Origin of the sequence: Benzoatithermus flavus, from assembly GCF_037908215.1 — a bacterium.
GTDB classification, from domain to species: Bacteria; Pseudomonadota; Alphaproteobacteria; order Geminicoccales; family Geminicoccaceae; genus Benzoatithermus; species Benzoatithermus flavus.
Window position 1 is genome coordinate 88,026 of the sequence record NZ_JBBLZC010000002.1, and the last position, 25,465, is coordinate 113,490.

Annotated in this window: 22 protein-coding genes; 16 read left to right on the forward strand and 6 right to left on the reverse strand. The window is 68.2% G+C overall.

Annotated elements, in window-relative coordinates; genetic code table 11:
• Positions 1 to 46: 46 nt before the first annotated feature.
• The 3 genes from U1T56_RS02795 to gltB all read left to right on the forward strand — a co-directional run bounded on the left by U1T56_RS02795 (position 47) and on the right by gltB (position 6,955).
• On the forward strand, positions 47 to 766 hold the full coding sequence (locus tag U1T56_RS02795) for a hypothetical protein (RefSeq protein ID WP_418157918.1): 720 nt from the start codon (positions 47 to 49) through the stop codon (positions 764 to 766).
• A gap of 178 nt (positions 767 to 944) precedes the next feature.
• A complete protein-coding gene (locus U1T56_RS02800) occupies positions 945 to 2,411 on the forward strand; it encodes an NAD(P)-dependent oxidoreductase (protein ID WP_418157919.1) in 1,467 nt (488 codons plus the stop codon).
• Between the two features lie 11 nt (positions 2,412 to 2,422).
• On the forward strand, positions 2,423 to 6,955 hold the full coding sequence (gene gltB / locus U1T56_RS02805) for a glutamate synthase large subunit (RefSeq protein WP_418157920.1): 4,533 nt from the start codon (positions 2,423 to 2,425) through the stop codon (positions 6,953 to 6,955).
• A 96-nt stretch (positions 6,956 to 7,051) separates the two neighbouring features.
• Here the strand turns inward: gltB and U1T56_RS02810 are convergent, their stop codons facing one another.
• Positions 7,052 to 7,813 carry a tetratricopeptide repeat protein gene (locus U1T56_RS02810; RefSeq protein ID WP_418157921.1) on the reverse strand — a complete coding sequence of 254 codons (762 nt, stop codon included), beginning with the start codon at positions 7,811 to 7,813 and terminating at the stop codon, positions 7,052 to 7,054.
• Between the two features lie 403 nt (positions 7,814 to 8,216).
• Positions 8,217 to 8,624 carry a winged helix-turn-helix domain-containing protein gene (locus tag U1T56_RS02815; RefSeq protein WP_418157922.1) on the reverse strand — a complete coding sequence of 136 codons (408 nt, stop codon included), beginning with the start codon at positions 8,622 to 8,624 and terminating at the stop codon, positions 8,217 to 8,219.
• 98 nt (positions 8,625 to 8,722) lie between these two features.
• On the opposite strand from U1T56_RS02815, the gene U1T56_RS02820 reads away from it, so the two are divergent.
• Together U1T56_RS02820 and U1T56_RS02825 are read left to right on the forward strand one after the other, a co-directional pair.
• The gene (locus U1T56_RS02820) at positions 8,723 to 8,953 is read left to right on the forward strand and encodes a hypothetical protein (RefSeq protein WP_418157923.1); all 231 of its coding nucleotides are present in this window, start codon (positions 8,723 to 8,725) and stop codon (positions 8,951 to 8,953) included.
• 85 nt (positions 8,954 to 9,038) lie between these two features.
• Positions 9,039 to 9,302, forward strand: coding sequence for a hypothetical protein (locus U1T56_RS02825; RefSeq protein ID WP_418157924.1), 264 nt, complete (start codon positions 9,039 to 9,041; stop codon positions 9,300 to 9,302).
• 9 nt (positions 9,303 to 9,311) lie between these two features.
• On the opposite strand, the gene U1T56_RS02830 is transcribed toward U1T56_RS02825, so the two are convergent.
• Genes U1T56_RS02830 through ubiA form a run of 3 tightly spaced genes read right to left on the reverse strand, consistent with a single transcriptional unit; the run spans position 9,312 to position 12,654 of the window.
• Positions 9,312 to 10,325: a TIGR01620 family protein gene (locus U1T56_RS02830; protein ID WP_418157925.1), complete on the reverse strand. Its 1,014-nt coding sequence runs from the start codon at positions 10,323 to 10,325 to the stop codon at positions 9,312 to 9,314.
• Entirely contained in the window at positions 10,322 to 11,722 is a 1,401-nt protein-coding gene (locus U1T56_RS02835; protein ID WP_418157926.1) for a YcjX family GTP-binding protein, read from the reverse strand. The genes U1T56_RS02830 and U1T56_RS02835 overlap by 4 nt, the downstream gene beginning before the upstream one ends.
• 11 nt (positions 11,723 to 11,733) lie before the next feature.
• Positions 11,734 to 12,654, reverse strand: a complete 921-nt coding sequence (gene ubiA / locus U1T56_RS02840; RefSeq protein ID WP_418157927.1) for a 4-hydroxybenzoate octaprenyltransferase — start codon at positions 12,652 to 12,654, stop codon at positions 11,734 to 11,736.
• Positions 12,655 to 12,704: 50 nt separating this feature from the next.
• Here ubiA and U1T56_RS02845 point away from each other — a divergent pair, with 50 nt between their 5' ends.
• The 3 genes from U1T56_RS02845 (at position 12,705) to U1T56_RS02855 (ending at position 16,206) form a co-directional block, all read left to right on the forward strand.
• Positions 12,705 to 13,448: a 16S rRNA (uracil(1498)-N(3))-methyltransferase gene (locus U1T56_RS02845; protein WP_418157928.1), complete on the forward strand. Its 744-nt coding sequence runs from the start codon at positions 12,705 to 12,707 to the stop codon at positions 13,446 to 13,448.
• Between the two features lie 723 nt (positions 13,449 to 14,171).
• The gene (locus tag U1T56_RS02850; protein WP_418157929.1) at positions 14,172 to 15,806 is read left to right on the forward strand and encodes a long-chain fatty acid--CoA ligase; all 1,635 of its coding nucleotides are present in this window, start codon (positions 14,172 to 14,174) and stop codon (positions 15,804 to 15,806) included.
• A gap of 205 nt (positions 15,807 to 16,011) precedes the next feature.
• Entirely contained in the window at positions 16,012 to 16,206 is a 195-nt protein-coding gene (locus U1T56_RS02855; RefSeq protein ID WP_418157930.1) for a CsbD family protein, read from the forward strand.
• 66 nt (positions 16,207 to 16,272) lie between these two features.
• On the opposite strand, the gene tldD is transcribed toward U1T56_RS02855, so the two are convergent.
• The gene (gene tldD, locus U1T56_RS02860; RefSeq protein ID WP_418157931.1) at positions 16,273 to 17,700 is read right to left on the reverse strand and encodes a metalloprotease TldD; all 1,428 of its coding nucleotides are present in this window, start codon (positions 17,698 to 17,700) and stop codon (positions 16,273 to 16,275) included.
• Positions 17,701 to 17,813: 113 nt separating this feature from the next.
• Between tldD and U1T56_RS02865 the strand changes: the two genes are divergently transcribed.
• From U1T56_RS02865 to U1T56_RS02900, 8 genes are all read left to right on the forward strand, one after another.
• Positions 17,814 to 19,100: a DUF3422 family protein gene (locus U1T56_RS02865; protein WP_418157932.1), complete on the forward strand. Its 1,287-nt coding sequence runs from the start codon at positions 17,814 to 17,816 to the stop codon at positions 19,098 to 19,100.
• Between the two features lie 195 nt (positions 19,101 to 19,295).
• Positions 19,296 to 20,141 (forward strand): cytochrome c oxidase subunit II, encoded by an 846-nt coding sequence (coxB, locus tag U1T56_RS02870; protein ID WP_418157933.1) that lies wholly within the window; start codon positions 19,296 to 19,298, stop codon positions 20,139 to 20,141.
• Between the two features lie 30 nt (positions 20,142 to 20,171).
• Positions 20,172 to 21,776, forward strand: coding sequence for a cytochrome c oxidase subunit I (gene ctaD, locus U1T56_RS02875; RefSeq protein WP_418157934.1), 1,605 nt, complete (start codon positions 20,172 to 20,174; stop codon positions 21,774 to 21,776).
• Between the two features lie 43 nt (positions 21,777 to 21,819).
• Positions 21,820 to 22,755: a heme o synthase gene (locus tag U1T56_RS02880; RefSeq protein ID WP_418157935.1), complete on the forward strand. Its 936-nt coding sequence runs from the start codon at positions 21,820 to 21,822 to the stop codon at positions 22,753 to 22,755.
• Between the two features lie 126 nt (positions 22,756 to 22,881).
• On the forward strand, positions 22,882 to 23,466 hold the full coding sequence (locus tag U1T56_RS02885; protein WP_418157936.1) for a cytochrome c oxidase assembly protein: 585 nt from the start codon (positions 22,882 to 22,884) through the stop codon (positions 23,464 to 23,466).
• A 46-nt stretch (positions 23,467 to 23,512) separates the two neighbouring features.
• Positions 23,513 to 24,391, forward strand: coding sequence for a cytochrome c oxidase subunit 3 (locus U1T56_RS02890; protein ID WP_418157937.1), 879 nt, complete (start codon positions 23,513 to 23,515; stop codon positions 24,389 to 24,391).
• The gene (locus tag U1T56_RS02895; RefSeq protein WP_418157938.1) at positions 24,388 to 24,750 is read left to right on the forward strand and encodes a DUF983 domain-containing protein; all 363 of its coding nucleotides are present in this window, start codon (positions 24,388 to 24,390) and stop codon (positions 24,748 to 24,750) included. The genes U1T56_RS02890 and U1T56_RS02895 overlap by 4 nt, the downstream gene beginning before the upstream one ends.
• The gene (locus U1T56_RS02900; RefSeq protein ID WP_418157939.1) at positions 24,740 to 25,465 is read left to right on the forward strand and encodes an SURF1 family protein; all 726 of its coding nucleotides are present in this window, start codon (positions 24,740 to 24,742) and stop codon (positions 25,463 to 25,465) included. The genes U1T56_RS02895 and U1T56_RS02900 overlap by 11 nt, the downstream gene beginning before the upstream one ends.

Below are 25,465 nucleotides of genomic sequence, written 5' to 3' on the forward strand. Positions count from 1 at the left end.
CGGAATGGGGTCTCGGGAGGGGCGGGCTTTGCGCCCGGTGGCGGCGATGGCTGGCGGGGCCGACCTGCGGCACGGTTCGGGCTTTCTGGTGCTGACCTGCGGCAGCGCCGCCCTGCTTCTCGCGTTCTACCTGCTCGCCGCCGTGGCGGCGCGGCTGCTCGGCCCGCCCTGGAACGGCCTCGCGATGGCGCTCGATCCTGCACGCGCCCGGTCGCCCGTGGACCTCTGCGGGCTCGTGCAGCTCGGCATGGCCAGCGCCAGCCTGCTCCTCGCCAGCCACGTGCGGGGCTGCCCCCACCTGCGGCTCCTGGCTCTCCTCCCCGGCGTGCTGCTCCTGGCCGATGCGACCGACATGATCTCCCGCCTGACCGCGTTGTGCCGGGGCGGGGTGTTAGGACCTGCGGCCAAGCTCGCCGCCGGCACCGTGATCGGCGGGATGGCGCTGCTGCCCGCTTGCCTGCTGTGGCGCAGCGCTCGCGAGCAGCATCGCTCGCTTGCCGCGCGTCTCCTCTGCCTGCTGCTGCCCGCCGGCCCGGTACTCCTTGGCCTGGATGCCGCAGGGGGCTGGTGCCATCGGCTCGGCATGAGCGGGATCGTCGCGCACAGCTTGGCCGTTCTCGAGGAGAGCGGCGAGACGCTGCTCTACGCCGTGCTGACCAGCACGATCCTGGGTGCTGTCGTGGAGTTCGGGCAGGAAAGTCTCGATATGAGACTTTATTGTCGGGCCGGTTCGAGTGAAAAGCGTCGGCCATCCCTAGGTCCGTAGCTTTGCCCCGAGGAGGAGCAAGAAAAAAGTACCGATATTTTACCATTGGCGGATGGCGGACTGGACGCCTCGACAGACCGGCCTTATAACCCTGCCGCTCTCGTTTCGTCGTTCGGAGTCGGTCGTCTGCTGCGCTCGGCGCTCCCGGGTCGCAGCAGCCGCAGGGGGAAGCATCGCGATGGCCGCCAACAAGATGATGCAGTTCGTGAGCGTGCCCCAGCGCATGCCCGAGAAGCGGCCGGCGGCCGCGCGCAAGACCGACTTCGCCGAGATCTATGCCCGGTTCACGCCGGATCGCGCTGCCGAACAGGCCTCGCGCTGCGAGCAGTGCGGCATACCATTCTGCCAGGTCCACTGCCCGGTCCACCACCATATCCCCGAGTGGCTCCGGCTCACGGCCGAGGGCCGCCTCGAGGAGGCCTACGAGATCGTCGCGGGCAGCAACAACCTGCCCGAGATGTGTGGCCGGATCTGCCCGCAGGACCGCCTGTGCGAGGGCAACTGCGTCCTCGAGCAGTCCGGCCACGGCACGGTCACGATCGGCACGGTCGAGCGCTACATCACCGACACCGCCTTCGACATGGGCTGGATCAAGCCCGTGCGGCCGCTGCAGGAACGAGCGGAATCCGTAGGCATCATCGGCGCCGGACCGGCCGGCCTCGCCTGCGCCGAGCAGCTCCGCAAGCACGGCTACCAGGTCCACGTCTACGACCGCTACGACCGGGTCGGCGGCCTCCTGATCTACGGCATTCCCGGCTTCAAGCTCGAGAAGCACGTGGTCGAGCGCCGGACGCAGCATTTCCGCGACAGCGGGGTGCAGTTCCATCTGGGCGCCGATGTCGGCGGGCGTTCCGGCCCGAGCTTCGCCGAGCTCCGCGCGCGCCACGATGCGCTCTTCATCGCCACCGGCGTCTATAGAGCGCGCGACCTCGCCGCTCCCGGCAGCGGGCTCGCCGGGATCGTGCCGGCGCTCGCCTATCTCACCGCCAGCAACCGCAAGACGCTCGGCGACGACGTGCCCGCCTTCGACGATGGCACGCTGAACGCCGCCGGCAAGCACGTGGTCGTCATCGGCGGCGGCGACACGGCCATGGACTGCGTGCGCACCGCCGTGCGGCAGGGCGCCAAGTCGGTGAAGTGCCTCTACCGCCGCGACCGCGCCAACATGCCGGGCTCGATGCGCGAGGTGGCGCACGCCGAGGAGGAAGGAGTCGAGTTCGTCTGGCTGTCGGCGCCCGAGGCCTTCCTCGGCGACGGCAAGGTCGAGACGGTGCGGGTGCACCGGATGCGCTTGGGAGCTCCCGACGCCTCGGGCCGTCAGGCACCCGAGATCGTGCCGGGCTCGTCCTTCCGGCTCGAGGCCGATCTGGTCATCAAGGCCCTGGGCTTCGACCCCGAGCCGATCCCGGCCATGTTCGGCGAGCCCGGGCTCAAGGTGAGCCGCTGGGGCACCATCACCATCGACTGGAGCAGCATGATGACGAGCCTGCCCGGCGTGTTCGCCGGCGGCGACATCGTGCGCGGCGCCTCGCTCGTCGTCTGGGGCATTCGCGACGGGCGCGACGCCGCCGAAGGCATTCATGCTTATCTCGCCGCCGGCCGGGCGGCTCGGAACGCGCCGCAGGCGCTGGCGCTGGCCTCGTGAGGAGCACCACCATGACGAAGATCGAGAGCGGGGCCGCGTTCGTCGCCCAGTGGCAGGAGCAGGCGGCGCATCTGGCCGAGCACGGGATGTACGATCCGTCTCTGGAGCACGACGCCTGCGGCGTGGGCTGCGTGGTCGCGATCGACGGCAAGCCGCGGCGCGAGGTCGTGGTCAAGGGCATCGAGGCGCTGAAGGCGGTCTGGCATCGTGGCGCGGTCGATGCCGATGGCAAGACCGGCGACGGCGCCGGCATCCACATCCAGATCCCGCAGGACTTCTTCCGCGAGCAGATCAAGGGCGTGGTGGAGGCGGAGCACCGGATCGCGGTCGGCATGGTGTTCCTGCCGCGTGCCAGCTACGCCCAGCAGGAGGCGTGCCGCACGCTGGTCGAGAGCGAGATCCTGAGCTTCGGCTACACGATCCGCGGCTGGCGGCAGGTGCCGGTCGACACCTCCGTCCTCGGCGAGAAGGCGGCCGCCACCCGGCCCGAGATCGAGCAGATCATCATCGGCAACAAGAAGGGTGTCGACGAGGAGACGTTCGAGCGCGACCTCTACATCATCCGCCGGCGGATCGAGAAGCAGGCCCTCGCCGAGAACATCACCGACTTCTACATCTGCTCCCTGAGCTGCCGCTCGATCATCTATAAAGGTCTGTTCCTCGCCCAGGCCCTGGCCGAGTTCTACCCCGATCTCCAGGACGAGCGGTTCGTCTCGAGCTTCGCGCTGTTCCACCAGCGCTACTCGACCAACACCATGCCGTCCTGGAAGCTGGCGCAGCCCTTCCGCACCCTCGCCCACAACGGCGAGATCAATACGCTGCGCGGCAACGTCAACTGGATGAAAAGCCACGAGACCCGCATGGTCTCGGAGATGTTCGGCCCCTACAACGAGGACGTGAAGCCGATCATCCAGCCCGGCAGCTCGGACAGCGCCGCGCTGGATGGCGTGTGCGAGGCGCTCGTGCGCGCCGGGCGGACGCTGCCACTCGTCAAGACCATGCTGATCCCGCCGGCCTGGTCGCATCGCATGACGATGAAGCCCGAGCACCGCGACCTGTTCAGCTACTGCAACTGCGTCATGGAGCCGTGGGACGGCCCGGCCGCCATCGTCGCCACCGATTCGCGCTGGGTCGTGGCCGGCATGGACCGCAACGGCCTTCGGCCCATGCGCTACTCGCGCACCCGCGACGGGCTCCTCGTCGTCGGCTCCGAGACCGGCATGGTGCCCTTGACCGACGGCGACGTGATCGAGAAGGGCCGGGTCGGCCCCGGTGAGACCATCGCCGTCGACCTCACGACCGGCCGCTTCTACCGCGACCAGGAACTCAAGGACTACCTCGCGAGCCTCAAGCCCTACAGCAAGTGGGTGCAGAACATCACCCATCTCGACGAGCTCGTGAAGGCGCGCCCGTTCCGGGCCACCGCCTATGACCGCGCCGAGCTCAAGCGGCGGCAGAACCTCTACGGCCTCTCGATCGAGGACATGGAGCTGATCCTCTCGCCCATGGTGCTCGACGCCAAAGAAGCCGTCGGCTCGATGGGCGACGACACGCCCTTGGCGGTCCTCAGCAAGCAGTATCGCGGCCTGCACCACTTCTTCCGCCAGCAGTTCAGCCAGGTCACCAACCCGCCGATCGACCCCTTGCGCGAGTGGCGGGTGATGAGCCTCAAGACCCGCTTCGGCAATCTCGGCAACGTCTACGACGAGGATCCGAGCCAGACCCGGATCCTGCAGCTCGAGAGCCCGGTGCTGACCTCGACCGAGCTGGATGCGATCAAGGACTATTTCGGCGATAATCTGCGCGTCATCGACTGCACCTTCGATGCCGGGCCGGACGGCCGGCTCCGGCTGGCGCTCGAGCGCATCCGCCAGGAGGCGGAGGAGGCCGTCCGCTGCGGCTGTGAGACGCTGGTGCTGAGCGACGAGTTCGTGGGCCCCGAGAAGGCGCCGATCCCGATGATCCTGGCGGTGGGAGCAGTCCACAGCCACCTCGTCCGGCAGGGGCTCAGGAGCTTCAGTTACCTCGTGGCACGCTCGGGCGAGTGCCTCGACACGCACTACTTCGCCGTGCTGATCGGCGTGGGCGCTACCGCGGTCAACGCCTATCTCGCCGAGGCCGCGATCGCCGACCGCCATGCCCGCGGCCTGTTTCCGGGCTTCACGCTCGAGGAGTGCCTCGCCCGCTACAAGGAGGCGATCAACCAGGGCCTCCTCAAGGTGATGTCCAAGATGGGCATCTCCATCATCTCGAGCTATCGCGGCGGCTACAACTTCGAGGCGGTGGGCCTGTCGCGTAGCTTGTGCCGCGAGTATTTCCCGGGGCTGATCACGCGCATCTCGGGCATCGGGCTCACCGGCATCAAGAACCGCGTGCGCCAGATGCACGCCCGCGCCTTCGCACCGGCCGAACCGCCGCTGCCCATCGGCGGCTTCTATCGCTACCGCCGTGGCGGCGAGAACCACACGCTCGAAGCCCGTGTCATCCATCAGCTCCAGCACGCGGTCGCGAGCGACTCCTACCAGGCGTACAAGCGCTACGCCGAGATGCTCTACGGCCAGGAGCCGATCTCGATCCGCGATCTCCTCGATTTCAACCGGGCGCTGCCGCCGGTCCCGGTCGAGGAGGTCGAGAGCATCACCGAGATCAGGAAGCGCTTCGTCACACCCGGCATGTCCCTGGGCGCGCTTTCGCCCGAGGCGCACGAAACGCTCACGATCGCCATGAACCGGATCGGCGCCAAGAGCGACAGCGGCGAGGGCGGCGAGGGGCGTGAGCGCTACCTGCCGCGTCCCAACGGCGACAACGCCAACTCCCCGATCAAGCAGGTGGCCTCGGGCCGGTTCGGCGTCACGGCCGAGTACCTGAACTCGGCCAAGGAACTCGAGATCAAGATCGCGCAGGGTGCGAAGCCCGGCGAGGGCGGCCAGCTTCCGGGCTTCAAGGTCACGGTCGAGATCGCGCGCCTGCGGCACGCCACACCCGGCGTCACGCTCATCAGCCCGCCGCCGCACCACGACATCTACTCGATCGAGGACCTGGCCCAGCTCATCTACGATCTGAAGCAGATCAACCCCGACGCCAAGGTCTGCGTGAAGCTGGTCTCGGAGAGCGGCATCGGTACGATCGCGGCCGGTGTCGCCAAGGCCAAGGCCGACGTCATCCTGGTCTCGGGCCATGTCGGCGGCACGGGCGCCTCGCCGCTCACCTCGATCAAATATGCCGGCACGCCGTGGGAGATGGGCCTCTCCGAGGTCAACCAGCTCCTCACGCTGAACCGGCTGCGGCATCGGGTGACGCTCAGGACCGACGGCGGCATCAAGACCGGACGCGACGTCGTGATCGCTGCCCTGCTCGGCGCCGAGGAGTTCGGCATCGGCACGATCTCGCTCGTGGCCATGGGCTGCATCATGGTCCGCCAGTGCCACTCCAACACCTGTCCCGTGGGCGTGTGCACGCAGCGCGAGGACCTGCGCCAGAAGTTCACAGGATCCCCCGAGAAGGTCATCAACCTGATGTCCTTCATCGCCGAGGAGGTGCGCGAGATCCTGGCCTCGCTCGGCCTGCGCTCCTTGCAGGAGGCCGTGGGCCGGACCGATCTCCTGCGCCAGGTCAGCCGCGGCAATCCCGACCTCGACGACCTCGACCTCAACCCGATCCTGGCCCAGGCCGACCCTGGCCCCTATCCCCGCTACTGCTCGCTCGAAGGCAGGAACGAGGTGCCGGACACGCTCGACGCGCAGATGGTCAAGGATGCGCGGCCGATGCTCGAGGACGGCGAGAAGATGCAGCTGCAGTACAACGTGCGGAACGTCCATCGTGCGGTCGGCACGCGACTCTCGGCGCACATCACCCGCCGCTACGGCATGGACAAGCTGCAGCCCGGCCACATCACGGTGCGCCTCAGGGGCTCGGCCGGCCAGTCGCTCGGCGCCTTCGCCGTGCAGGGCCTGAAGCTCGAGGTGTTCGGCGACGCCAACGACTATGTCGGCAAGGGCCTCTCGGGCGGCACCATCGTGGTCCGGCCGCTGGCTTCGAGCCCGATCGTCTGGTCCGAGAACGTCATCATCGGCAACACCTGCCTCTATGGCGCCACCGCCGGCAAGCTGTTCGCGGCGGGCAGGGCGGGCGAGCGGTTCGCCGTGCGCAACTCGGGTGCGGTAACCGTGGTCGAAGGCTGTGGCGACAATGGCTGCGAGTACATGACGGGGGGCCTCGCCGTCATCCTCGGGCCCGTGGGCGACAACTTCGCCGCGGGCATGAGCGGTGGCATGGCCTATGTCTGGGACCCGCAGGACCAGCTCGGCCAGAAGATCAACGGCGAGATGGTGATCTGGCAGCGGCTCGAGGTACCGTTCTACATCGATCAGCTCAGAAACCTCGTCGCCGAGCACGCGGCCAGCACGCAAAGTCCGCTCGCCGAGCGGATCCTGCGCGAGTTCGACCTAGAGCTGCCGAACTTCTGGCAGATCGTGCCCAAGGAGATGCTGGACAAGCTCGAGGTGCCGGTCCGGGCCGAACCCGCGACGCGGCGGCTCGCCTGAGGTGTCGAGGCGGAGGCCGCTCGCCTGGCATGGAGAGAGGAATGCATTGCGCCATGGTCACGGGTATGCACCGGCGAGACGGTCGAGCGGACCCGGCTAGGTCCTAGGAGCTGCCGCCTCGGCCCGCTCGGCCTCGCATCCGGGCAGGCGCTTGGAGACGGGCACGGCCGCGATGTCCTCCTCGTGGGCACAGACCGGGAGCCCGGCCTTGCGGATGCCCGCGATGAAGAGATCACGCTCCTGCTGGCGGGCGAACTGCCAGTCGCGACCGACCAGCAGTTCCGTCGACATTTTCGGATCGCGTGCCAGCATGGCGGCACGTACCCGAGCCGTTTCGTCCTCGGCTCGACCGAGCATCGCCAGGCCAGCCGCTTGGAGAAGCAGCGAGCCGTAGGAACGGAATTCCGGCGGTATGCGCGCGATCACCCGTAGCGTGTCATCGAAGCGGCGCGCGAAGTAGTAGGCGTCCTTGAGCGAGGTCAGGTCGGCGGGCGCCATGTTGGGGTCGAGGCGGAGTGCCTTGTCAGCATGACGCGCAGCCTCATTCGGATAGCCCAGGTAAGGCAGCGTGGCCGCCGCGATGCCGAGCACGTGGGTGTCGGCCGGGTTGGCGGCAAGGGCGGCGCGGACCTCGACCTCGCTCTCCGCAAGACGGCCAACCTGACCGTCGTAAAAGCCAAGCGCGGCGTGCGCCTCGGCATCGTTCGGGTCGAGCGCTACGGCGCGAAAGTCGGCCTCGGTGGCCCGCATCGCGGTGCCGAAGTCGACCGTGCCGTTGGTGCAGGTGAAGAAATGCAGCCAGCCGCGCAGCACGTGGGCCCGCGCCAGCCCGGGGTCGAGGGCGATGGCGCAATCCACGTGCGCCAGACCCTCGCGGATGCTCTCCGGCGTGCGCCGTGCTTTCCCTTCCGCAGCCAGAAGATGCTCTTCTCGTAGGCATCCAGGTCGGTTGGCGAATGCCGCCCTGCGCGTCGTTTCTCGTTGGCGGCAATCGTGCCCAGGCCCAGGTAGCCGCCGAGGGTGGCACCGACCTGTTCCGCGATCTCGGCCTGGACCGCGAACACGTCCTGCGTGGGTCGGTCCCAGCGCTCGGACCAGACATGGGTGCCGGTGGGCGCGTCGATGAGCTGCGCCGTAACCCTTACGCGCGCGCCCTGGCGCTGGATCGAGCCTTCCAGCACGTAGCGGACGCCCAACGCCCTGCCGACCTCCCGCACGTCGACCGGCTTGCCCTTGTAGGCCGCGGTCGAGTTGCGGGCGATCACGTCGAGGTCGCGGAAGTGGGCGAGGTCGGTGATCGTGTCCTCGGTGAGCCCGTCGGCGAGCCGGCCGGTCGCCGCGTCGCCGCCCAGGTTCTCGAACGGCAGCGCGGCGATCGAGGCGCGGCCCTGAGCAGGCGCTGGGCCTCGTCGCCGAGCGCCTTGCGGATGTCGCGCACGCACTCGGTGATCGCCTCGTCGGGGGCCGCGGCGTCGGGGCAGACCGCAGCCACGATGGTGTCGCGATCCAGTGGCCGGCCGGCGTTCTCGACCAGGAGCCCGAGAAGCGCGAACGATTTGGGCGGCAAGGGCTGCTCGGCGCCGCCGTCGCCGGGCAGCGCCACCCGCGCGAGGTCGAGGGTGAAGCGGCCGAAGCGGTAGGCTGCGGCTTGCGGCGTGGTGGTGTCCATCGACCCGGCTCCCGGCGGGCAGGCCCGTGAAGCCGCCGATTTAACCACAGTTTCGGCAGAGTTTCGCCCGCCTTTCAGGCCGGGCGGGATGAGTTCTGATGCGCGAGGCGAGGCGGCCGAACCCCCGCGCGGGCGAAGGCGCCGGCCCCGTGCATCAGGAGAGCCCCAGGCAGCGCATCCGCGCGACGATCGAGACCCTGATGACGATGGCCGCCCTGCTGGCCGGTGCCGCCCTGGTGTCCGGCTGGATGATGGTGCGATTGCAGGTGGCGGCAGATGGGCCGGCTGAAGCGGTCGAGCCGGCGCTGCCCGCCGCGGGCTTGATCTAGCGCAAGGGCAGGCACCGTGCGGCCTGCCATGATCCCTCCATGCCCGCGCCCCTTCGGGTCGGGCGGCAGCAAGGGAGGGACGAGCTTGAACCATCGCCATCGCAAGGTGCTCGAGGCGCTGTTCGCGCACCCCGTCAGCGGCAACATCCACGCCGGCGACGTCGAGGCGCTCCTCACCGACCTCGGGGCCGAGCTCGAGCACACCCACCACGGCAAGCTGATGGTGCGCCTGGGCGGCCAAGCGCAGGCCTTTCCGCACATGGCCCACACGCTGAGCCCGGACCAGGTCCGGCTGGTGCGGAAGTTCCTCGAGAGCGCCGGTGTCCGGCCCGACGCGCCCGCGGCCTGAGCACGGGCGTCAGCGCAGCTTCCTGCTGCCCGTCGCCGCCTCGCCCAGGCTGTCGAGGAGCGCCTTCCTCACCGTGGCGAGCCGCGGCGGCTCCTCCGCCACGAAGGGCAGCGGCCGGCACTGCCGCATCGCCTCGATGCCGAGGCGGGCATGAAGGAGCGCGTTGCCGGCACCTTGACCGGCGCGGGCCGAGAGGAGAGCGAGGAGTCCGGCGCCTACGTGCTCGACCGCGGCATGGGTGACGACGTCGGCGAGCCCGGCGAGCGCTGCGTTGCGGATCGAGTTCTTGAGCAGCCGCAGCGTCGTGAGAGGGCCCGGCGCCATGCCGTAGAGACGGGCGATGCTGCGGAACAGGATCGAGGTGCGCCAGAGGACGAGAACCCCGTCGAGAAGACCCAAGGGGCTGAGCGCCGTGAGCAGGCCCACGTCGCGGCTGCTCTCGAGCACGAGCCGGTAGGCGGCCCGATCGACCGGACCCAGCACCTGCCGCTCGAACAGACGCAGGACCTCACCGTCGTTCATGGCGTCGTGACGCTTGGCGCGGAAGGCTTCGACCTGCGCCTTCAGCGCCAAGCGGCGCCCGAACTCGGCCTCGAGTGGCGCCAGGAGCGCATCGGCCTCGCCGTGGAGCTCCGAGGTCGCGAGCCGGTTCGCGGTCTCGCGCAGATGCGCCCGGCGCGACAGGCGTCGCATGTCGGCGATCTCGCGTGCGGCGAAGCCGGTTCCGGCGACGAGCGCCATGGCGAGGAACACGGCGAACGGTACGCCCAGGAGCGGGTCGGTCCGGAGCAGGCTCGTGACGTAGTCGATCGCCTGGACGACACCGGCCCCGATCACGCCCAGCGTGAACAGGCCGAGCAGCCGGCCGGTCCAGGGGCGCTGCCGCGGCCCCTCGGCCAGGAGCGGCGCCTCCTCCGGCGCTTCGGCCTCGGCAAGCGCGACGTCGGCCGGCACCTCCTCGGCCAGGGTCGTGGGTGCCGTGGGGTCGAGCTCGAACGGGCGGATGGGCGGGCGGTCTTTCATACGAGCTTGTCCCCGATCAGGAACTGCAGCGCCTGGTCGAGGCGGATGTGCTGGCCGGCGGCCGACGGCTGGAGACGCCGCGGCGCGAATTCCTTGAAGCGGAAACGGCCGCTGGTCCAGTCCTCGGGCTCCGGCAGCTCGGGCGGGATCTCGCCCGGAAACAGCACGGTCTCGCGGTCCTCGTTCTTGAGGCGCCCGCGCACGCAGGAGAGCGTCTGTCCGTCGTGTTCCGTGCGCACCACGTCGGTGCAGCGCAGGGAGGCCAGCGTCATCACCTCGACGGTGATCCCCTGAAAGCGCGGAGCGCGTGCCGCCGGCTGGATCATGAGCTCGAGGAGCTGCTTCAGGGCCGGATGCTGGTTCGGAGCGACGTGATCGGCCTTGCTCACCGCGAACAGGAGCCTGTCGATCTTGGGCGCGAACAGGCGGCCCAGAAGGCCCGTGCTGCCGTAGCGGAAGCTCTTCATGATGAGGGAGAGCGTCTCCTGCGTGTCGGCGAAGTGTGCGGGCCCGGCATTGAGACTCGAGAGCAGGTCGACCAGCACGATCTGGCGGTCGAAGCGGCTGAAATGCTCCTCGTAGAAGCGGCGCACCACCTCCTCGCGGTAGCGCTCGAACCGCTCGGCCATGCGCGCCCGGTTGGTGCCGGGCCTGGTCTCGCCCGGCGGCAGCGGACAGAAGCGGAGCGTGGCCGAGCCTTCGAGCTCGCCCGGATTGGTGAACCGGCCGGGCTGCACCCGGCTCAGGCCGAGTTCGTTGTGGCAGCGGAGGAGATAGCGCCGGAACAGCTCGCTCACCCCGGCGATCGCGTTCTCGTCCTCGGGCGCTTCCGGATCGAACCCGCGCAAGGCTTCGAGCCAGTCCCTGGCCGCCTCGCGCCGGACCGGGTCCTCGGCGAGCGCCAGCGCATCGGCCGAGAACCGCGCGAAGCTCTGCTCGAGCAGCGGCAGGTCGAGCAGCCATTCGCCCGGATAGTCGATGAGCTCGAGGGTGAGATGCTGGATCGGCTGGACCTGACGCAGAACGAGGCTCCGCGTGCGGTAGGCGAGCTCGAGCTCGAGCGTGGCGAGCCGGTCGGTCGCCTTCGGCCAGCGTGGCGGCTTCGCCGTGAGATCGGCATGGAAGCGGCGGTAGGGGAACCGGTCCGGCCGGTCCTCGTCCACGATCCGCGCCCCGAGATAACGCTGGTCGTGCACGGCCTCGAGGAAGGGCAGGCCGTGACCGTCGACGAGGTGATGGACCAGGCTCGTGATGAACACGGTCTTGCCGCTGCGGCTGAGGCCCGTGACGGCGAGGCGCAGGTGCCGGTTCAGCGCCCGGTCGGCGAGAATGCCGATCTCGTCCCAGGCATCCCCGAGAACGCGCATCGGGTTGAGATAGCTCGTGAGGCTCGGCACGTGGGACGGGCTCAGAAGGCGATGCTGCCGAGGGCGAGCGCCGCGAGCACCAGGAGTCCGGCATCGCGGTTGCTACGGAAGCGCGCGAGGCAGTCGGCCGGATCGTCGAGCCGGAGATTCCGTGTCTGAGCGAAGAGGTGCCAGGCTACGGGCAGGAGCCCGACCCAGAACAGCGGCCCCTTGCCGGCGAGGAAACCGGCACCCGCGAGGAGCGCCAGCATGATGCCGTAGAAGCCCCGGACCCAGCGGCCGGTAGCGTCGCCCAAGAGGAGGGCGGTCGATTTCACGCCGATGAGCGCGTCGTCCTCCTTGTCCTGGTGCGCGTAGAGCGTGTCGTAGCCCAGCGTCCAGAAAAAGCCCGCGGCGTAGAGCAGGAGGGCGGCAGCCGAGAGGGTGCCGGTCGCGGCCGCGAAGCCCACGAGCGCCCCCCAGTTGAAGGTGATGCCCAGGAACGCCTGCGGCCAGTAGGTGATCCGCTTCATGAACGGGTAGGCGACGATGAGCGGAATGCTCGAGATCGCGACCAGCGCTGCCGTTCCGTTCATGGCGAGCAGCACGAGGCCGCCCACCGCCATCTGCGCCGCCACGAACAGGAGTGCTTCCTTCGTGCCGAGCCGGCCCGAGGCCAGGGGGCGATTGCGGGTGCGCGCCACCCGCCGGTCGAAGTCGCGGTCGGCCAGATCGTTGACCGTGCAGCCGGCACCCCGCATGGCAATGGCGCCGATGCCGAACAGCAGCATCAGCCACGGGCTCGGCATTTCGTTCGCGAGCGCCTGTCCCCACCAGCAGGGCAAGAGCAGGAGCCAGGTCCCGATCGGCCGGTCCCAGCGTGCCAGGGTGGCATAGTCCTGCCATCGTTCTGGCAGACGCTCGATCCAGCCGATCTGCCGATCGGCGACCGCGGTGCGCAGCTCGGTTCCTTGCCCTGGCATGTCGAGCTTTCTAGCTTCGGCCCGCGCTCGGGTAAAGGAGAGGCGAAGCCATGACCGTCCCTAGGCTCCACCTGCCGGAACGGCTCGCCGCCGGCGCCACCTTGGCCGTCGTGGGCGACCGCGCCCATTATCTCCGCCACGTGCTCCGGCTGAAGGAGGGCGATCCCGTCCACGCCTTCAACGCCGGCGACGGCGAGTGGCGCGCCGTGATCAAGGGTATCGGCCGCCACGAGATGCGCCTCGAGATCGAGCGCCTGCTCCGGCCCGCCGTCCCCGAGCCCGGCCCGACCCTCGCCTTCGCGCCGATCCGGCGCAATCGGCTGGAATGGCTGGTCGAGAAGGCGGTCGAGCTCGGCGTCGCTCGCCTGGTACCAGTGATCACGCAGCGCACCGTGGTCAAGCCCGAGAAGGCCGACCGGCTCGCAGCGATCGCGACCGAGGCAGCCGAGCAGTGCGAGCGCCTGACCGTGCCCCCCATCGACCCGCCGCGCCCGCTTCCCGCTTGGCTCGCCGCCCGCGCCCCCGCCGTGCCGCTCTTCCTCGCTGACGAGCGTGGGGAGGGGGCCGCCATCGCCGAGGCCTGGCACCGGCACCCCGACGCCGAGATCCTGATTGGTCCCGAAGGCGGCTTCGCGCCCGAGGAGGTGGAGCGGCTGCGGGCAGTGCCGGGCGTCGTGCCGGTGACCCTCGGCCCCCGTATCCTCCGCGCCGAGACGGCCGCTCTCTACGCCCTCGTTGGCTGGCAGATCGCGCGGCCGGCCCTAGCCCGGATCTCGCCCCCGACGAGCTCGTAGCGCCTGCGGCGGCGCTTCTCCCAGGCGAGGAACGCGTTGGGTTCGATAGGTCCTTTGGGGCGGGCGAGCGGCATCGGCGCTGATCCTGCTGGCTCCTGGCCGGATTCTGCCGCGATCGCCTCTGGCCGGCAATGAAAGCCGCGGCAGCCTTTTCAGGGATACGTCTGCTCTACCCTGCAGCGCGAGCGAACAGCCATCGTCTGCGCCTGGGGAACACAACCGACGCGAGCCCGAGCGCGACGAAGAATCATTGACTGCATATGGTGTCGCCGAAACCCATAGAATCTACTTCAGTAATTTGATATTAGAGTTAAGCGCTTCCGATAATATCTGTCCACGATTGATTTCATTTTCTGTATCGGTATAGCGAAAATTCTATATATTTCTTCTTTGAATATTTTTATACTATATTTGTAAGATCATATTCTATGTATGACTGCGCTCAAGCCGATATTCTCTCCTTTCAACTGTAAGAAATTCGGTCGTCTCCGTGTCGAGTGGGATCGTTGTGTCGTAACCTCGATACCAGCCACGTCTTGCGATTCGTATAAGAATTATGCCTGCCAACGAAAAAGTGAGCCCGTAATTGGCAAAATTTAACCAAAGATTATTATTGTGGCAAGGAGTAACCCGGCCTTGCCGCAGTGTCTCCGGTCGAGGGACGTGTCCGCCCAAGCATGCTATAATGGTAGGCTGAGCGAAAGCAGGCCAGGGAGGCTCGCCATGCGCGGTCTGATGATGGAGGTGCCGCTTCTCGTCTCCTCGCTCATCGAGCATGGCGGAACGGTGCATCACGACCAGGAGGTCGTGAGTCGCTCGGTCGAGGGGCCGATCCACCGCGCGACCTGGGCGCAGATCCGCGAGCGCTCGAAGCGTCTCGCCCGCGCCCTGGGCGCGATCCTGGGCCTCGAGCCGTTCGACCGGGTCGCGACGCTCGCCTGGAACGGCTTTCGGCACCTCGAGCTCTATTACGGCATCTCCGGCAGCGGCCGGGTCTGCCATGTCCTCAACCCGCGCCTGGCTCCGGACCAGCTCGTCCACATCGTCGACCATGCCGCCGACCGGGCGCTGTTCGTGGACCTCGATCTCCTGCCCATCGTCGAGCCGCTCCTGGGCCGGCTCGAGACGGTGCGCTCGGTCGTCGTCATGACCGATCGCACCCACATGCCAGAAACGAAGCTCTCCGGCGTGCACTGCTACGAGGAGCTCATCACCGCCTGCCCGGCCGACGACTACCGTTGGCCCGAGCTCGACGAGAACGATGCCGCGGGGCTCTGCTACACCTCCGGCACCACGGGCGAGCCCAAGGGCGTGCTCTACAGCCACCGCTCGACGGTCCTGCACGCGATGACCATCGGCCTGTCCGACTATTTCGACCTCGGCGCCGGCCGCGCCGTGCTGCCGGCGGTGCCGATGTTCCACGTCATGGCCTGGGGCATTCCTCATGCGGCGGCGCTCACCGGCGCCAAGCTCGTCCTGCCGGGGCCCCGGCTCGACGGCGACAGCCTGTTCGCGCTCGTGGAGCAGGAGCAGATCGAGTTCGCGTGCGGCGTGCCGACCGTCTGGCACGGCCTTCTCACCACCATGCGCCACCACGGCCGGGCGCCCGTCGGTCTGCGGCGCGTCCTGGTCGGCGGGTCGGCGCCGCCCTTGTCCATGGTCGAGGCGTTCGAGCGCGAATTCGGGGTCGAGGTGCGGCAGGGCTGGGGCATGACCGAGACGAGCCCGGTCGGCTGCGTCAACACTCCGAAGCCGGCCCTGCGCGACCTGTCCGAGGCGGAGCGGCTGCGGCGCAAGACGTGGCAGGGCATGCCGATCTTCGGGGTCCGGCTCGAGGTCGTGGACGAGGAGGGGCGGCCGGTGCCGCACGACGGCATCACCAACGGCCGGCTGCTGGCGCAGGGGCCGTGGGTTTGCTCGGGCTACTACCGACGCGAGAACCGCGCCGTCCGCGACGGCTGGCTCGATACCGGCGACATCGCCACCATGGATGCCGACGGTTGCGTGCACATCGTCGACCGGGCCAAGGACCTGATCAAGTCGGGCGGCGAGTGGATCAGCTCGATCGCGTCGATCGCGGTCGAGAACGTGGCCGCGAGCTGTCCGGGCATCGCGATGGCGGCGGTGATCGCCGTGCCCGACGAGCGCTGGGGCGAGCGGCCGCTTCTGATCGCCGTGCCGGCCACGGGCGTGGTGCCCGATCGTGACCGGGTCCTGGTCTTCCTGGGCGAGTGCCTACCGAAGTGGCAGGTTCCGGACGATGTCGTCTTCGTGGACGCGCTGCCGATCGGTGGCACCGGCAAGGTGCTGAAGGCGCGGCTGCGGGCGCAGTACCGGGATCATCGTCGCAGCGGCTGACCGGAACCGGAGGCTGCACTGTCATCCTGGGGCGTGATCGGGAATCCCCAAGTGACGAATCATGACTGGAAATTAATAGAAGAAATCCCATGAGAATAACTGTTCGTACAGAACATCTGACTCCGGAGATGATCTTTCGAGAAGAAGGAACTCTTGGCCGATCGCTCCGTTTTCTTGTCCCGAACGGAGAACGGAGATTGGGATCATGACCGAAGGTACGGCCGACAAGATCAAGGGCACCATCAAGGAAGCCGCAGGCAAGCTCACGGGTGATCGCCGGACCGAGGCCGAGGGCAAGACGGACCAGGTCAAGGGCGACGTGAAGAACGCCGGGCACGATCTGAAGGAGGCTGCGAAAGGCGTGCGCGACAGCCTCGAGGAGAAGGACAAGCGCCGTTAGCCGAAGCCAGGCTTCTCGCCGATGTCGCACGGCGGCGGGGTGATCCCGCCGCCGTTGCATGGCGGCTCAGGCGGTCCCGCCCACCGTGACCCGCTCGATCCGTACCGTCGGCTGGCCCACGCCGACCGGCACGCCCTGGCCGTTCTTGCCGCAAGTGCCGATCCCGTTATCGAGGGCGAGGTCGTCGCCGATGCCGGTGATCCGCCGCATCGCTTCGGGGCCGTTGCCGATCAGCATGGCGCCCTTGACCGGGGCGCCGATCCGGCCGCGCTCGATCAGGTAGGCCTCGGTCGCCTGGAACACGAACCGGCCCGAGGTGATGTCGACCTGCCCGCCGCCGAACGAGACGGCATAGATTCCGCGCTCCACGCTGCGGATGATCTCCTCGCGCGTTTGTGAGCCTGCCAGCATGTAGGTGTTGGTCATGCGCGGCATCACGGTATGGGCATAAGACTGCCGCCTGCCGTTGCCGGTGGGCCGCATCCGCATCAGGCGCGCGTTCTGCCGATCCTGCATGTAGCCCACGAGCCTGCCGTTCTCGATCAGCACGGTCCGGGCGGAGGGCGTACCCTCGTCGTCGACCGTGAGCGAGCCGCGCCGCTCCGGAAGCGTGCCGTCGTCCACGACCGTGACACCGGAAGCAGCGACCATCTCCCCCAGGAGGCCCGCGAAAGCCGAGGTGCGCTTGCGGTTGAAGTCGCCCTCAAGCCCGTGACCCACGGCCTCGTGCAGCATGACGCCGGGCCAGCCGGCCCCGAGCACCACGGTCATCTCGCCGGCCGGCGCCGGCACCGCCTCGAGACGAACCCGCGCCTGCCGCAGCGCCTCGTCGGCGACCGACCGCCACCAGCTCTCGTCGAGCAGCCGGGCGAGCGGATAGCGCCCGCCGCCGCCGTAGCTCGCGCTCTCGCGCCGGCCATCGCGCTCGAGCACGACGCTGACGTCGAGGCGCACGAGCGGCCGCACGTCGCCGACATGCCGCCCGTCGCCGCGGAAGATCTCGATCACCTGATGCGAAGCCGAGAGTGTGGCCGTGACGCTGACCACGGCGGGTTCCTGCGAGCGGCAGTAATGCTCGATCCGCTCGAGCACGGCCAGCTTTTCGGCCCGGCCGGCGCTCTCGATCGGGTCCTCCGCACCGTAGAGCGCCGCCCCCGGTGCCGCCGGGGCCACGTTCTCGCGGCCGCCGTGCCCGCCCGCCACCGCCTGCACCGTTGCCACTGCGCGGCGGATCGCGTCCTCCTCGAGCCGGTCGCCGGTGGCGAACCCGACCCGCTCGCCGGCCACGGCGCGAAAGCCGAAGCCCTGCAGCATCTCCCGGCTCGCCACCTTGAGCCGGCCGTCCTCGAAGGTGAGCCGCTCGCCGCGCACCCGCTCCAGGAACAGCTCGCCGTCGTCCATGGCAAGGAGCCCTTCTGCGGTAAGGGCAGCCAGCCGGGCCGGGTCGAGGCCCGCATCGACGGCGATGGAGGGGGTGGGCGCGCGCTCGGTCATGGTCCTGCTTGACGTGCTGGAAGGTCTGGCTCTACCCAGCACCATCATATGGCGCCGCCCACGACAACGACCAGAAGCGGCCATGCGACGTGCCTGCCAGGAGGAACGGGCCGGTGCCGCTGGAGCATCACCCTCAGCGTGCTTATCTCCACGAGGAGATCCATAGCCGGCCGCAGCCCGAAATCGCGGTGCCGGCAGCGGTCTCCTTCCTGCTCCTTCTTGCGGGCGAGGCCGAGGTGGACCGGGCGCGCGAGGCCCTGGCCGATCTCTGCCGCCGCTACGGTGCCGCCCCGCCGCACGGCGAGCGCTACTTCGCAGCCCAGCTCGGCGAGCTCGAGGTGCGCTGGGAGCAGCACACCGAGTTCTTCACGCTCACCTTCGTGCGCACGCTCGTCGATCCCGCCCAGCCGTTCGCGGAGACGGCGATCGAGCTCGTGCCGAAGGACTGGCTCGACGCCCTGCCGGGCCAGGTCCTCACGGCCGCGCACATCGCCCTGGTGCCCGATGTCGGGACCTGGCGGCCCGCCGACATCGCCGTCCTGTTCGAGGGGCAGCGGGTCAGCGCCAGCCGGGTGTCGGGCGGTGCTGCCGCGATCTGGACCGCTTTTCGCCCGCATGGCGACGGCTTCGTCCGCTACCTTCTCGCCGGCCGCGAGATCTCGCGCGCCCGGGCCGGTCGCCTCGTGCAGCGGATCGTCGAGACCGAATCCTACCGCATGATGGCGCTGCTCGGCCTGCCGGTGGCACGCAGGAACAGCCTCGAGCTGCGCCGGATGGAGGAGCGTCTCGCCGAGCAGGTGGCGCGCATCGGAGCCGTGCGCGATCTCGCCGGCGAGAAGGCGCTGCTCGACGAGCTGTTCGCGCTCGCTGCCGCGGCCGAGCGGATGGTGGCCGAGACCGAGTACCGCTTCCGCGCCACGGCGGCTTACGGCCAGCTCGTTGCCGATCGCTTCCGCGAGCTCAAGGCCGAGCGGCTCGACGACTATCAACCCCTCGCCGAGTTCCTCGAGCGCCGCTTCGAGCCGGCGCTGCGGACCTGCCGCTCGATCCAGGAGCGGCAGGTGGCGCTGGAGGAGCGGATCGCACGCACCGCCAACCTGGCCCGCACGCGCGTCTTCGTCGAGCTCGAGCGCCAGAACCAGGAACTTCTGGCTTCGATGGACCGCCGCGCCAGGCTGCAGCTCCGGCTGCAGGAGACCGTGGAAGGACTCTCGGTCGCCGCGATCAGCTACTACTTCGTCGGGCTGCTCGCTTACGCGCTGAAGCCGCCCATGAAAGAGCTGGGCCTCAGCCTCGGCGGGAGCGAGCTCGTCATCGCGGCGCTCACCCCTTTCGTCGTGCTTGCAGTCTGGTGGGGTATGCGCCAAACCCGCAAGCGCTTGCACGACAGGGAAAGCTGATCATTGACCTGGGTCAAGGAACGGTCCTATCTCAGCCGCCGACCGTCGCGACACTCTGCCGCGCGCTGGGCGAAAGCCCGGTCTCCTATCCTGCCTGCGACCATGACGGGCGGGAGGAGCCGGCGCCGTCCCGCCCTGCCGGCAGGCCGCACCTGCTCGCCGATCGTTCACGTCACCGCAAGGAAAACACCGTCCATGCGCTCGAAGGTGCCGACGACAACCATAGCCGCCTTTGTGCTGGGCCTTTCGCCCGTGGCCGCATGGGCGGCGCCCCGGCCGTGGGAGGCGACCCTCCAGCCGCCGGCCTCGCCCGTCATGGAGCGGATCGCGAGTTTCCACGATCTGCTCTTGTGGATCATCAGCCTGATCGTGCTGTTCGTGCTGGTGCTGCTGGTCTACGCCTGCTGGCGCTTCAGCGAGAAGCGCAACCCGGTGCCTTCGCGCCGCTCGCACAACACGGTGCTCGAGATCGTCTGGACCGCGGTTCCGGTGCTGATTCTCGTGATCATCGCGATTCCGTCGTTCAAGCTGCTCTATTATGAGGACGTGGTGCCGAAGACCGAGCTGACCATCAAGGCTACCGGTCATCAGTGGTATTGGAGCTACCAGTATCCCGATAACGGCAATTTCGGCTTCGATGCGTACATGATCGCGAAGGAGGACCTGAAGCCGGACCAGCTCCGCCTGCTCGAGACCGACAACCGCATCGTCGTGCCGGTCAACACCAACATCCGCATCCAGACCACGGCGGCCGACGTCATCCATAGCTGGGCCGTGCCGCAGTTCGGCATCAAGATCGACGCCATCCCTGGCCGGCTGAACGAGACGTGGATCAACATTGAGCGCCCCGGCACCTATTACGGGCAGTGCTCGGAGCTGTGTGGCGTGAACCACGGCTTCATGCCGATCACGATCCAGGCCGTCTCCAAGGAGGAGTTCGATGCCTGGGTGAAGGAGGCGCAGACCAAGTTCGCCCGTGTCGACGACAAGGGCGTCGATGTCGCCAGCGTCGCGGTCGCCACGACCCGGCCGGCGAACTGAACCGAGGCGGAGCCTGAGGGACTAGGCATCATGGCACACAGCGTAGCGCATGCGCACGACGACCACGCCGCGCCGACCGGCTGGCGCCGCTGGGCATACTCGACCAACCACAAGGATATCGGCACCCTCTATCTGATCTTCTCGTTCGTCGCGGGCATCATCGGTATGATCATGTCGATGATCTTCCGCGCCGAGCTGATGTTCCCGGGCGATCAGATCCTCGGTGGTGATTATCACATGTTCAATGTGCTGATCACCGCGCATGGCCTGATCATGATCTTCTTCTTCGTCATGCCGGCGCTGATCGGCGGCTTCGGCAACTGGATGGTGCCGCTCATGATCGGGGCGCCCGACATGGCGTTCCCGCGCATGAACAACATCAGCTTCTGGCTGATCGTGCCGGCCTTCCTCTTGCTGATGGCCTCGCCCTTCTTCGGCGGTGCCGGCACCGGCTGGACCATCTACCCGCCGCTGTCCTCGGCCATCGGCCACCCGGGCCCGTCCGTGGACATGGGCATCTTCGCGCTGCACCTCGCCGGCGCCAGCTCGCTCCTCGGCGCCATCAACTTCATCACCACCATCTTCAACATGCGTGCCCCCGGCATGACGCTGCACAAGATGCCGCTGTTCGCCTGGGGTATCCTGGTGACCGCGTTCCTCCTTCTGCTCGCCGTGCCGGTGCTGGCGGGCGCGATCACCATGCTGCTCACCGACCGCAACTTCGGCACTCACTTCTTCAATCCCGAGGGCGGCGGCGATCCGGTGCTGTTCCAGCACCTGTTCTGGTTCTTCGGTCATCCCGAAGTTTACATCATGATCCTGCCGGCATTCGGCATCATCAGCCACGTCATCTCGACCTTCTCGAGGAAGCCCATCTTCGGCTATCTCGGCATGGCCTATGCCATGGTCGCGATCGGCGTGATCGGCTTCGTCGTCTGGGCGCACCACATGTACACGGTGGGCATGGACGTCGACGTGAAGGCCTACTTCACCGCCGCCACCATGGTCATCGCCGTGCCGACCGGTATCAAGATCTTCTCCTGGATCGCCACCATGTGGGGCGGCTCGATCCGATTCCCCACGCCGATGCTGTTCGCGGTCGGCTTCATCTTCGTGTTCACGGTGGGTGGCGTCACCGGCGTCGTGCTGTCCAACGCCGGCATGGACACCGTGCTGCAGGACACCTACTACGTGGTGGCGCATTTCCACTACGTGCTGTCCTTGGGCGCTGTCTTCGGCATCTTCGCCGGCTTCTATTACTGGTTCGGCAAGATGACCGGCCGCCAGTATGACGAGACGCTGGGCAAGATCCATTTCTGGCTCACCTTCATCGGCGTCAACCTGACCTTCTTCCCGCAGCACTTCCTGGGTCTGGCCGGCATGCCGCGCCGCATTCCGGACTATCCCGATGCTTACGCGGGCTGGAACATGCTGTCCTCGATCGGCGCCTTCATCGCCGGTGCCAGCGCCCTCTTCTTCATCTACGTGGTTTACCGGGCGTTCACGGCCGGCGAGAAGTGCGCCGACAATCCGTGGGGCGAGGGTGCCACCACCCTCGAGTGGACGGTGAGCTCGCCGCCGCCGTTCCACACCTTCGAGGAGCTGCCGGTCGTGACCAGCGCTGGTGGCCATTGATCCGGCAGGCGAGCTGGTGAGCAAGAGCTGAGGAGCGTTTCCGATGGCGAAAGTCGGCGAGGCGGGCGTTGGGGCGGCGATGCGCGGGACGGCCGCGGCCCCGCGCGTATCCGAGCTGCGCGACTTCTGGACGCTCCTCAAGCCCAACGTGATGCAGCTCGTGATCTTCACGAGCGCCGTCGGCCTGTTCCTGGCACCCGGCCACCTTCACCCGCTTCTGGCCTTCACGGCGATCTTGTGCATCGCCGCCGGGGCCGGAGCGTCGGCCGCGATCAACAACTGGTACGACGCCGACATCGACTGCCGTATGGCCAGGACACGCCTGCGGCCCACCGCCACCGGCCGGATCGACCCGGCCGAGGCCCTGGCGGTGGGTGTGACGCTCGCCATCTTCTCGGTGATGGTGATGTCGCTGGCGCTCAATTATCTCGCCGGGGCGCTGCTGGCGTTCACCATCGGCTTCTACGTCTTCGTCTACACGATGTGGCTGAAGCGGCGCACGCCGCAGAACATCGTGATCGGGGGTGCTGCCGGCGCCCTGCCGCCGGTCGTCGCCTGGGCTGCCGTCACCGGCGGCATCTCGCTCCTGCCGATCCTTCTCTTCCTCATCATCTTCCTGTGGACGCCGCCGCACTTCTGGGCGCTCGCTCTCTACCGCAACGGCGACTACGACCGGGTCGGGGTGCCGATGCTGCCCGTGGTCGCCGGCCGCAAGCGCACGCTCGACCATATCCTGGCCTATACGGTCGTCCTCGTGGCGGTGACGCTCCTGCCGGCGCTCCTGGGCCAGGCCGGTCTCTGCTACGCCGCCATCGCCCTCGTGCTGGGCGGCGTGTTCCTCGCCCATGTCGTGCGGCTGTGGCGGCAGGACCGGGACGTGCTGGCGATGCGTGTCTTCCGTTTCTCGATCTTCTATCTTTTCCTCCTCTACGCCGGCCTGGTCGTCGACCGCGTGCTGCCGACCCTCGTGCTGGGCTGATCCGATGGCGATGAACGAGGACGAGCGCAGACGTCGGCAGCGCGCCAAGAACCTGGCCGTGGCGCTCGGGCTCTTCGCCCTGGTGCTGCTGTTCTACCTGATCACCCTGGTGAAGCTGGGGGGCGCATGACGGATCTCGGCCGACGCAACCGACGCACCGCCGTTGCCGCCAGCGTCGTCATCGTGGCGATGCTGGGGCTGACCGCCCTGTCGGTGCCGCTCTACAACCTGTTCTGCGCGGTCACGGGCTATGGCGGCACGCCGCGCCTCGGCGGTGTCGCCGCCGGGGCGGCCACCACGGACCGGACGGTGACCGTGTTCTTCAACGCCGACACCGACCCCGACCTGCCCTGGACGTTCCGACCCGTCCGGCGCAGTCTCGACGTCAAGGTCGGCGAGCAGACGCTGGCCTTCTACGAGGCGGCCAACCATGCCGACCATCCCGTGGTCGGCCGGGCGGTCTACAACGTCACCCCGTTCAAGGTCGGCAGCTACTTCAGCAAGATCCACTGCTTCTGCTTCGAAGAGCAGACGCTGAAGCCGGGCGAGCGGGTCGAGATGCCGGTGTCGTTCTACGTCGACCCGGCCATGCTCGAGGATGCCAACACCGGCGAGGTCACACAGATCACGCTGTCCTACACGTTCTACATCGACAAAGAAGCGACCGCGAAGCTGCAGCGCGAGCATGCGGCCGGCGGCTCGACGAGCTGAGACAATCGGACGAGGTTACCCGTCGCGGGGGTTTTAGGAGACGATCATGGCGAGCACAGCCGTAACGCACGGCGCGCAGGTGCAAGACGAGCACGGGCACCACAGGCCCAACCATCCCTATCATCTCGTGGACCCGAGCCCCTGGCCGCTCGTCGCCAGTTTCTCGGCGCTGCTGCTGACGGGCGGCGGCGTGATGTGGATGCACGGCTCCCGCGGCGGGCCGTGGGTGACGCTCCTGGGCTTCCTCGGCGTCATCTACGTCATGTTCCGCTGGTGGGGCGATGTGCTGCGCGAAGGGCGCACCGGCCACCACACCGACGTGGTGGCGAAAGGCCTGCGCCTCGGCATGGCGCTGTTCATCACCTCCGAGGTGCTGTTCTTCTTCGCCTTTTTCTGGGCGTTCTTCTGGGGGGCGCTCTACCCGCCCATGACGATCGCCACCTCCTATCCGCCGGAGGGCGTGCACCCGGTCGCGACCTGGAACATCCCGTTCCTCAACACGCTGATCCTGCTGCTCTCGGGCGCGACGGTCACCTGGGCGCACCATGCGATCAAGGAGAACGATCAGCAGACCGCCTTCAAGGCGCTCCTGCTCACGGTCTGCCTCGGCCTGACCTTCACCGCCTTCCAGGCCTACGAGTACATCGAGGCGATCAGCGAGGGCTTCACCCTCTCGGATGGCATCTACGGCTCGACCTTCTACTTGGCCACGGGCTTCCATGGCCTCCATGTCCAGATCGGCACGATCTTCCTGATTGTGTGCATGATCCGCGCCTGGTACGGCACTTTCTCGCCCGATCGGCACGTCGGCTTCGAAGCCGCCGCTTGGTACTGGCACTTCGTCGACGTGGTCTGGCTGTTCCTGTTCGTCTGGGTCTACTGGTGGGGCGGCCACATCCACTTCACGACGCAGCCGGTCGGGTGAGCGGGACCTCGCCCTCCCCGGTCGTGACGGGCCTCGGCGGCCGCTGCCCGCGCTGCGGGCGGGGCCGCCTGTTCCGGGGGTTCCTCGCGGTCGCCCCGCGCTGCGAGGTCTGCGGCCTCGATCTTTCCAGGCAGGACAGCGGCGACGGACCCGCGGCCTTCATCATCCTGATCGTGGGTTTCGTGGTGATCGGCGCCGCACTCGTCGTCGAGGTCGGGTATGGGTGGCCGATCTGGCTCCACCTCGTGGTCTGGCTGCCGCTGGCCGTGATTCTGTGCCTCGCCCTGATGCGGCCCTTCAAAGGTCTGCTGATAGCACTTCAGTACCGCCATCGCCGCCATGAGTTCGATGCCGGCTGACCACGGCCGCCGCCGGTTCCAGCCCGGATTCTGGCCGACGGCCGCGACACTCGCGGGCCTGATCGTCCTGCTGGCGCTGGGCACCTGGCAGATGCGCCGGCTCGCCTGGAAGGAGGATCTCGTCGCCGGGATCGACCGCCAGATCGCCGCCCCCCCGATCGAGATCGGGCCCGGCACGGATCTCGCCGGCCTGAACTTCCGCCACGTGACCGCGCGCGGCACCTATCTGCACGATGCCGCCTTCGCCTTCGGCGTCGAGGCGTCCGGCAACGAGCCAGGCGCCCGGCTCGCCACACCCTTCCGCCTGGAGGACGGCCGCGTCGTTCTGGTCGGCCGGGGCTGGCTGCCCGAGAATCTCCTGCCGCCGAACGTCCCCAAAGGGCTCGAGCCAGAAGGTGTGGTGACCGTGACCGGTGTGGGGCGTTCGCGCGTCGATCCGCAGCGGAACTGGCTGACACCGGCGAACGAGCCCGAGAAGCGGCGCTGGTTCTCCTGGGACGTCCCGGCCATGGCGCAGGCCACCGGCCTGCCGCTCCAGCCTTTCGAGATCGTGCTCGAGCAGTCGGAAGGGCCGGCTGGCCTGCCCAAGGCCAGTCCTTACCACCCGGAGATCCCGAACAACCATCTGGGCTATGCCATCACGTGGTATGGCCTCGCCGCGGCGCTGCTCGCGGTCTATCTCGTGTTCAGCCTGCAAACCCGCGACGGGCGTTGA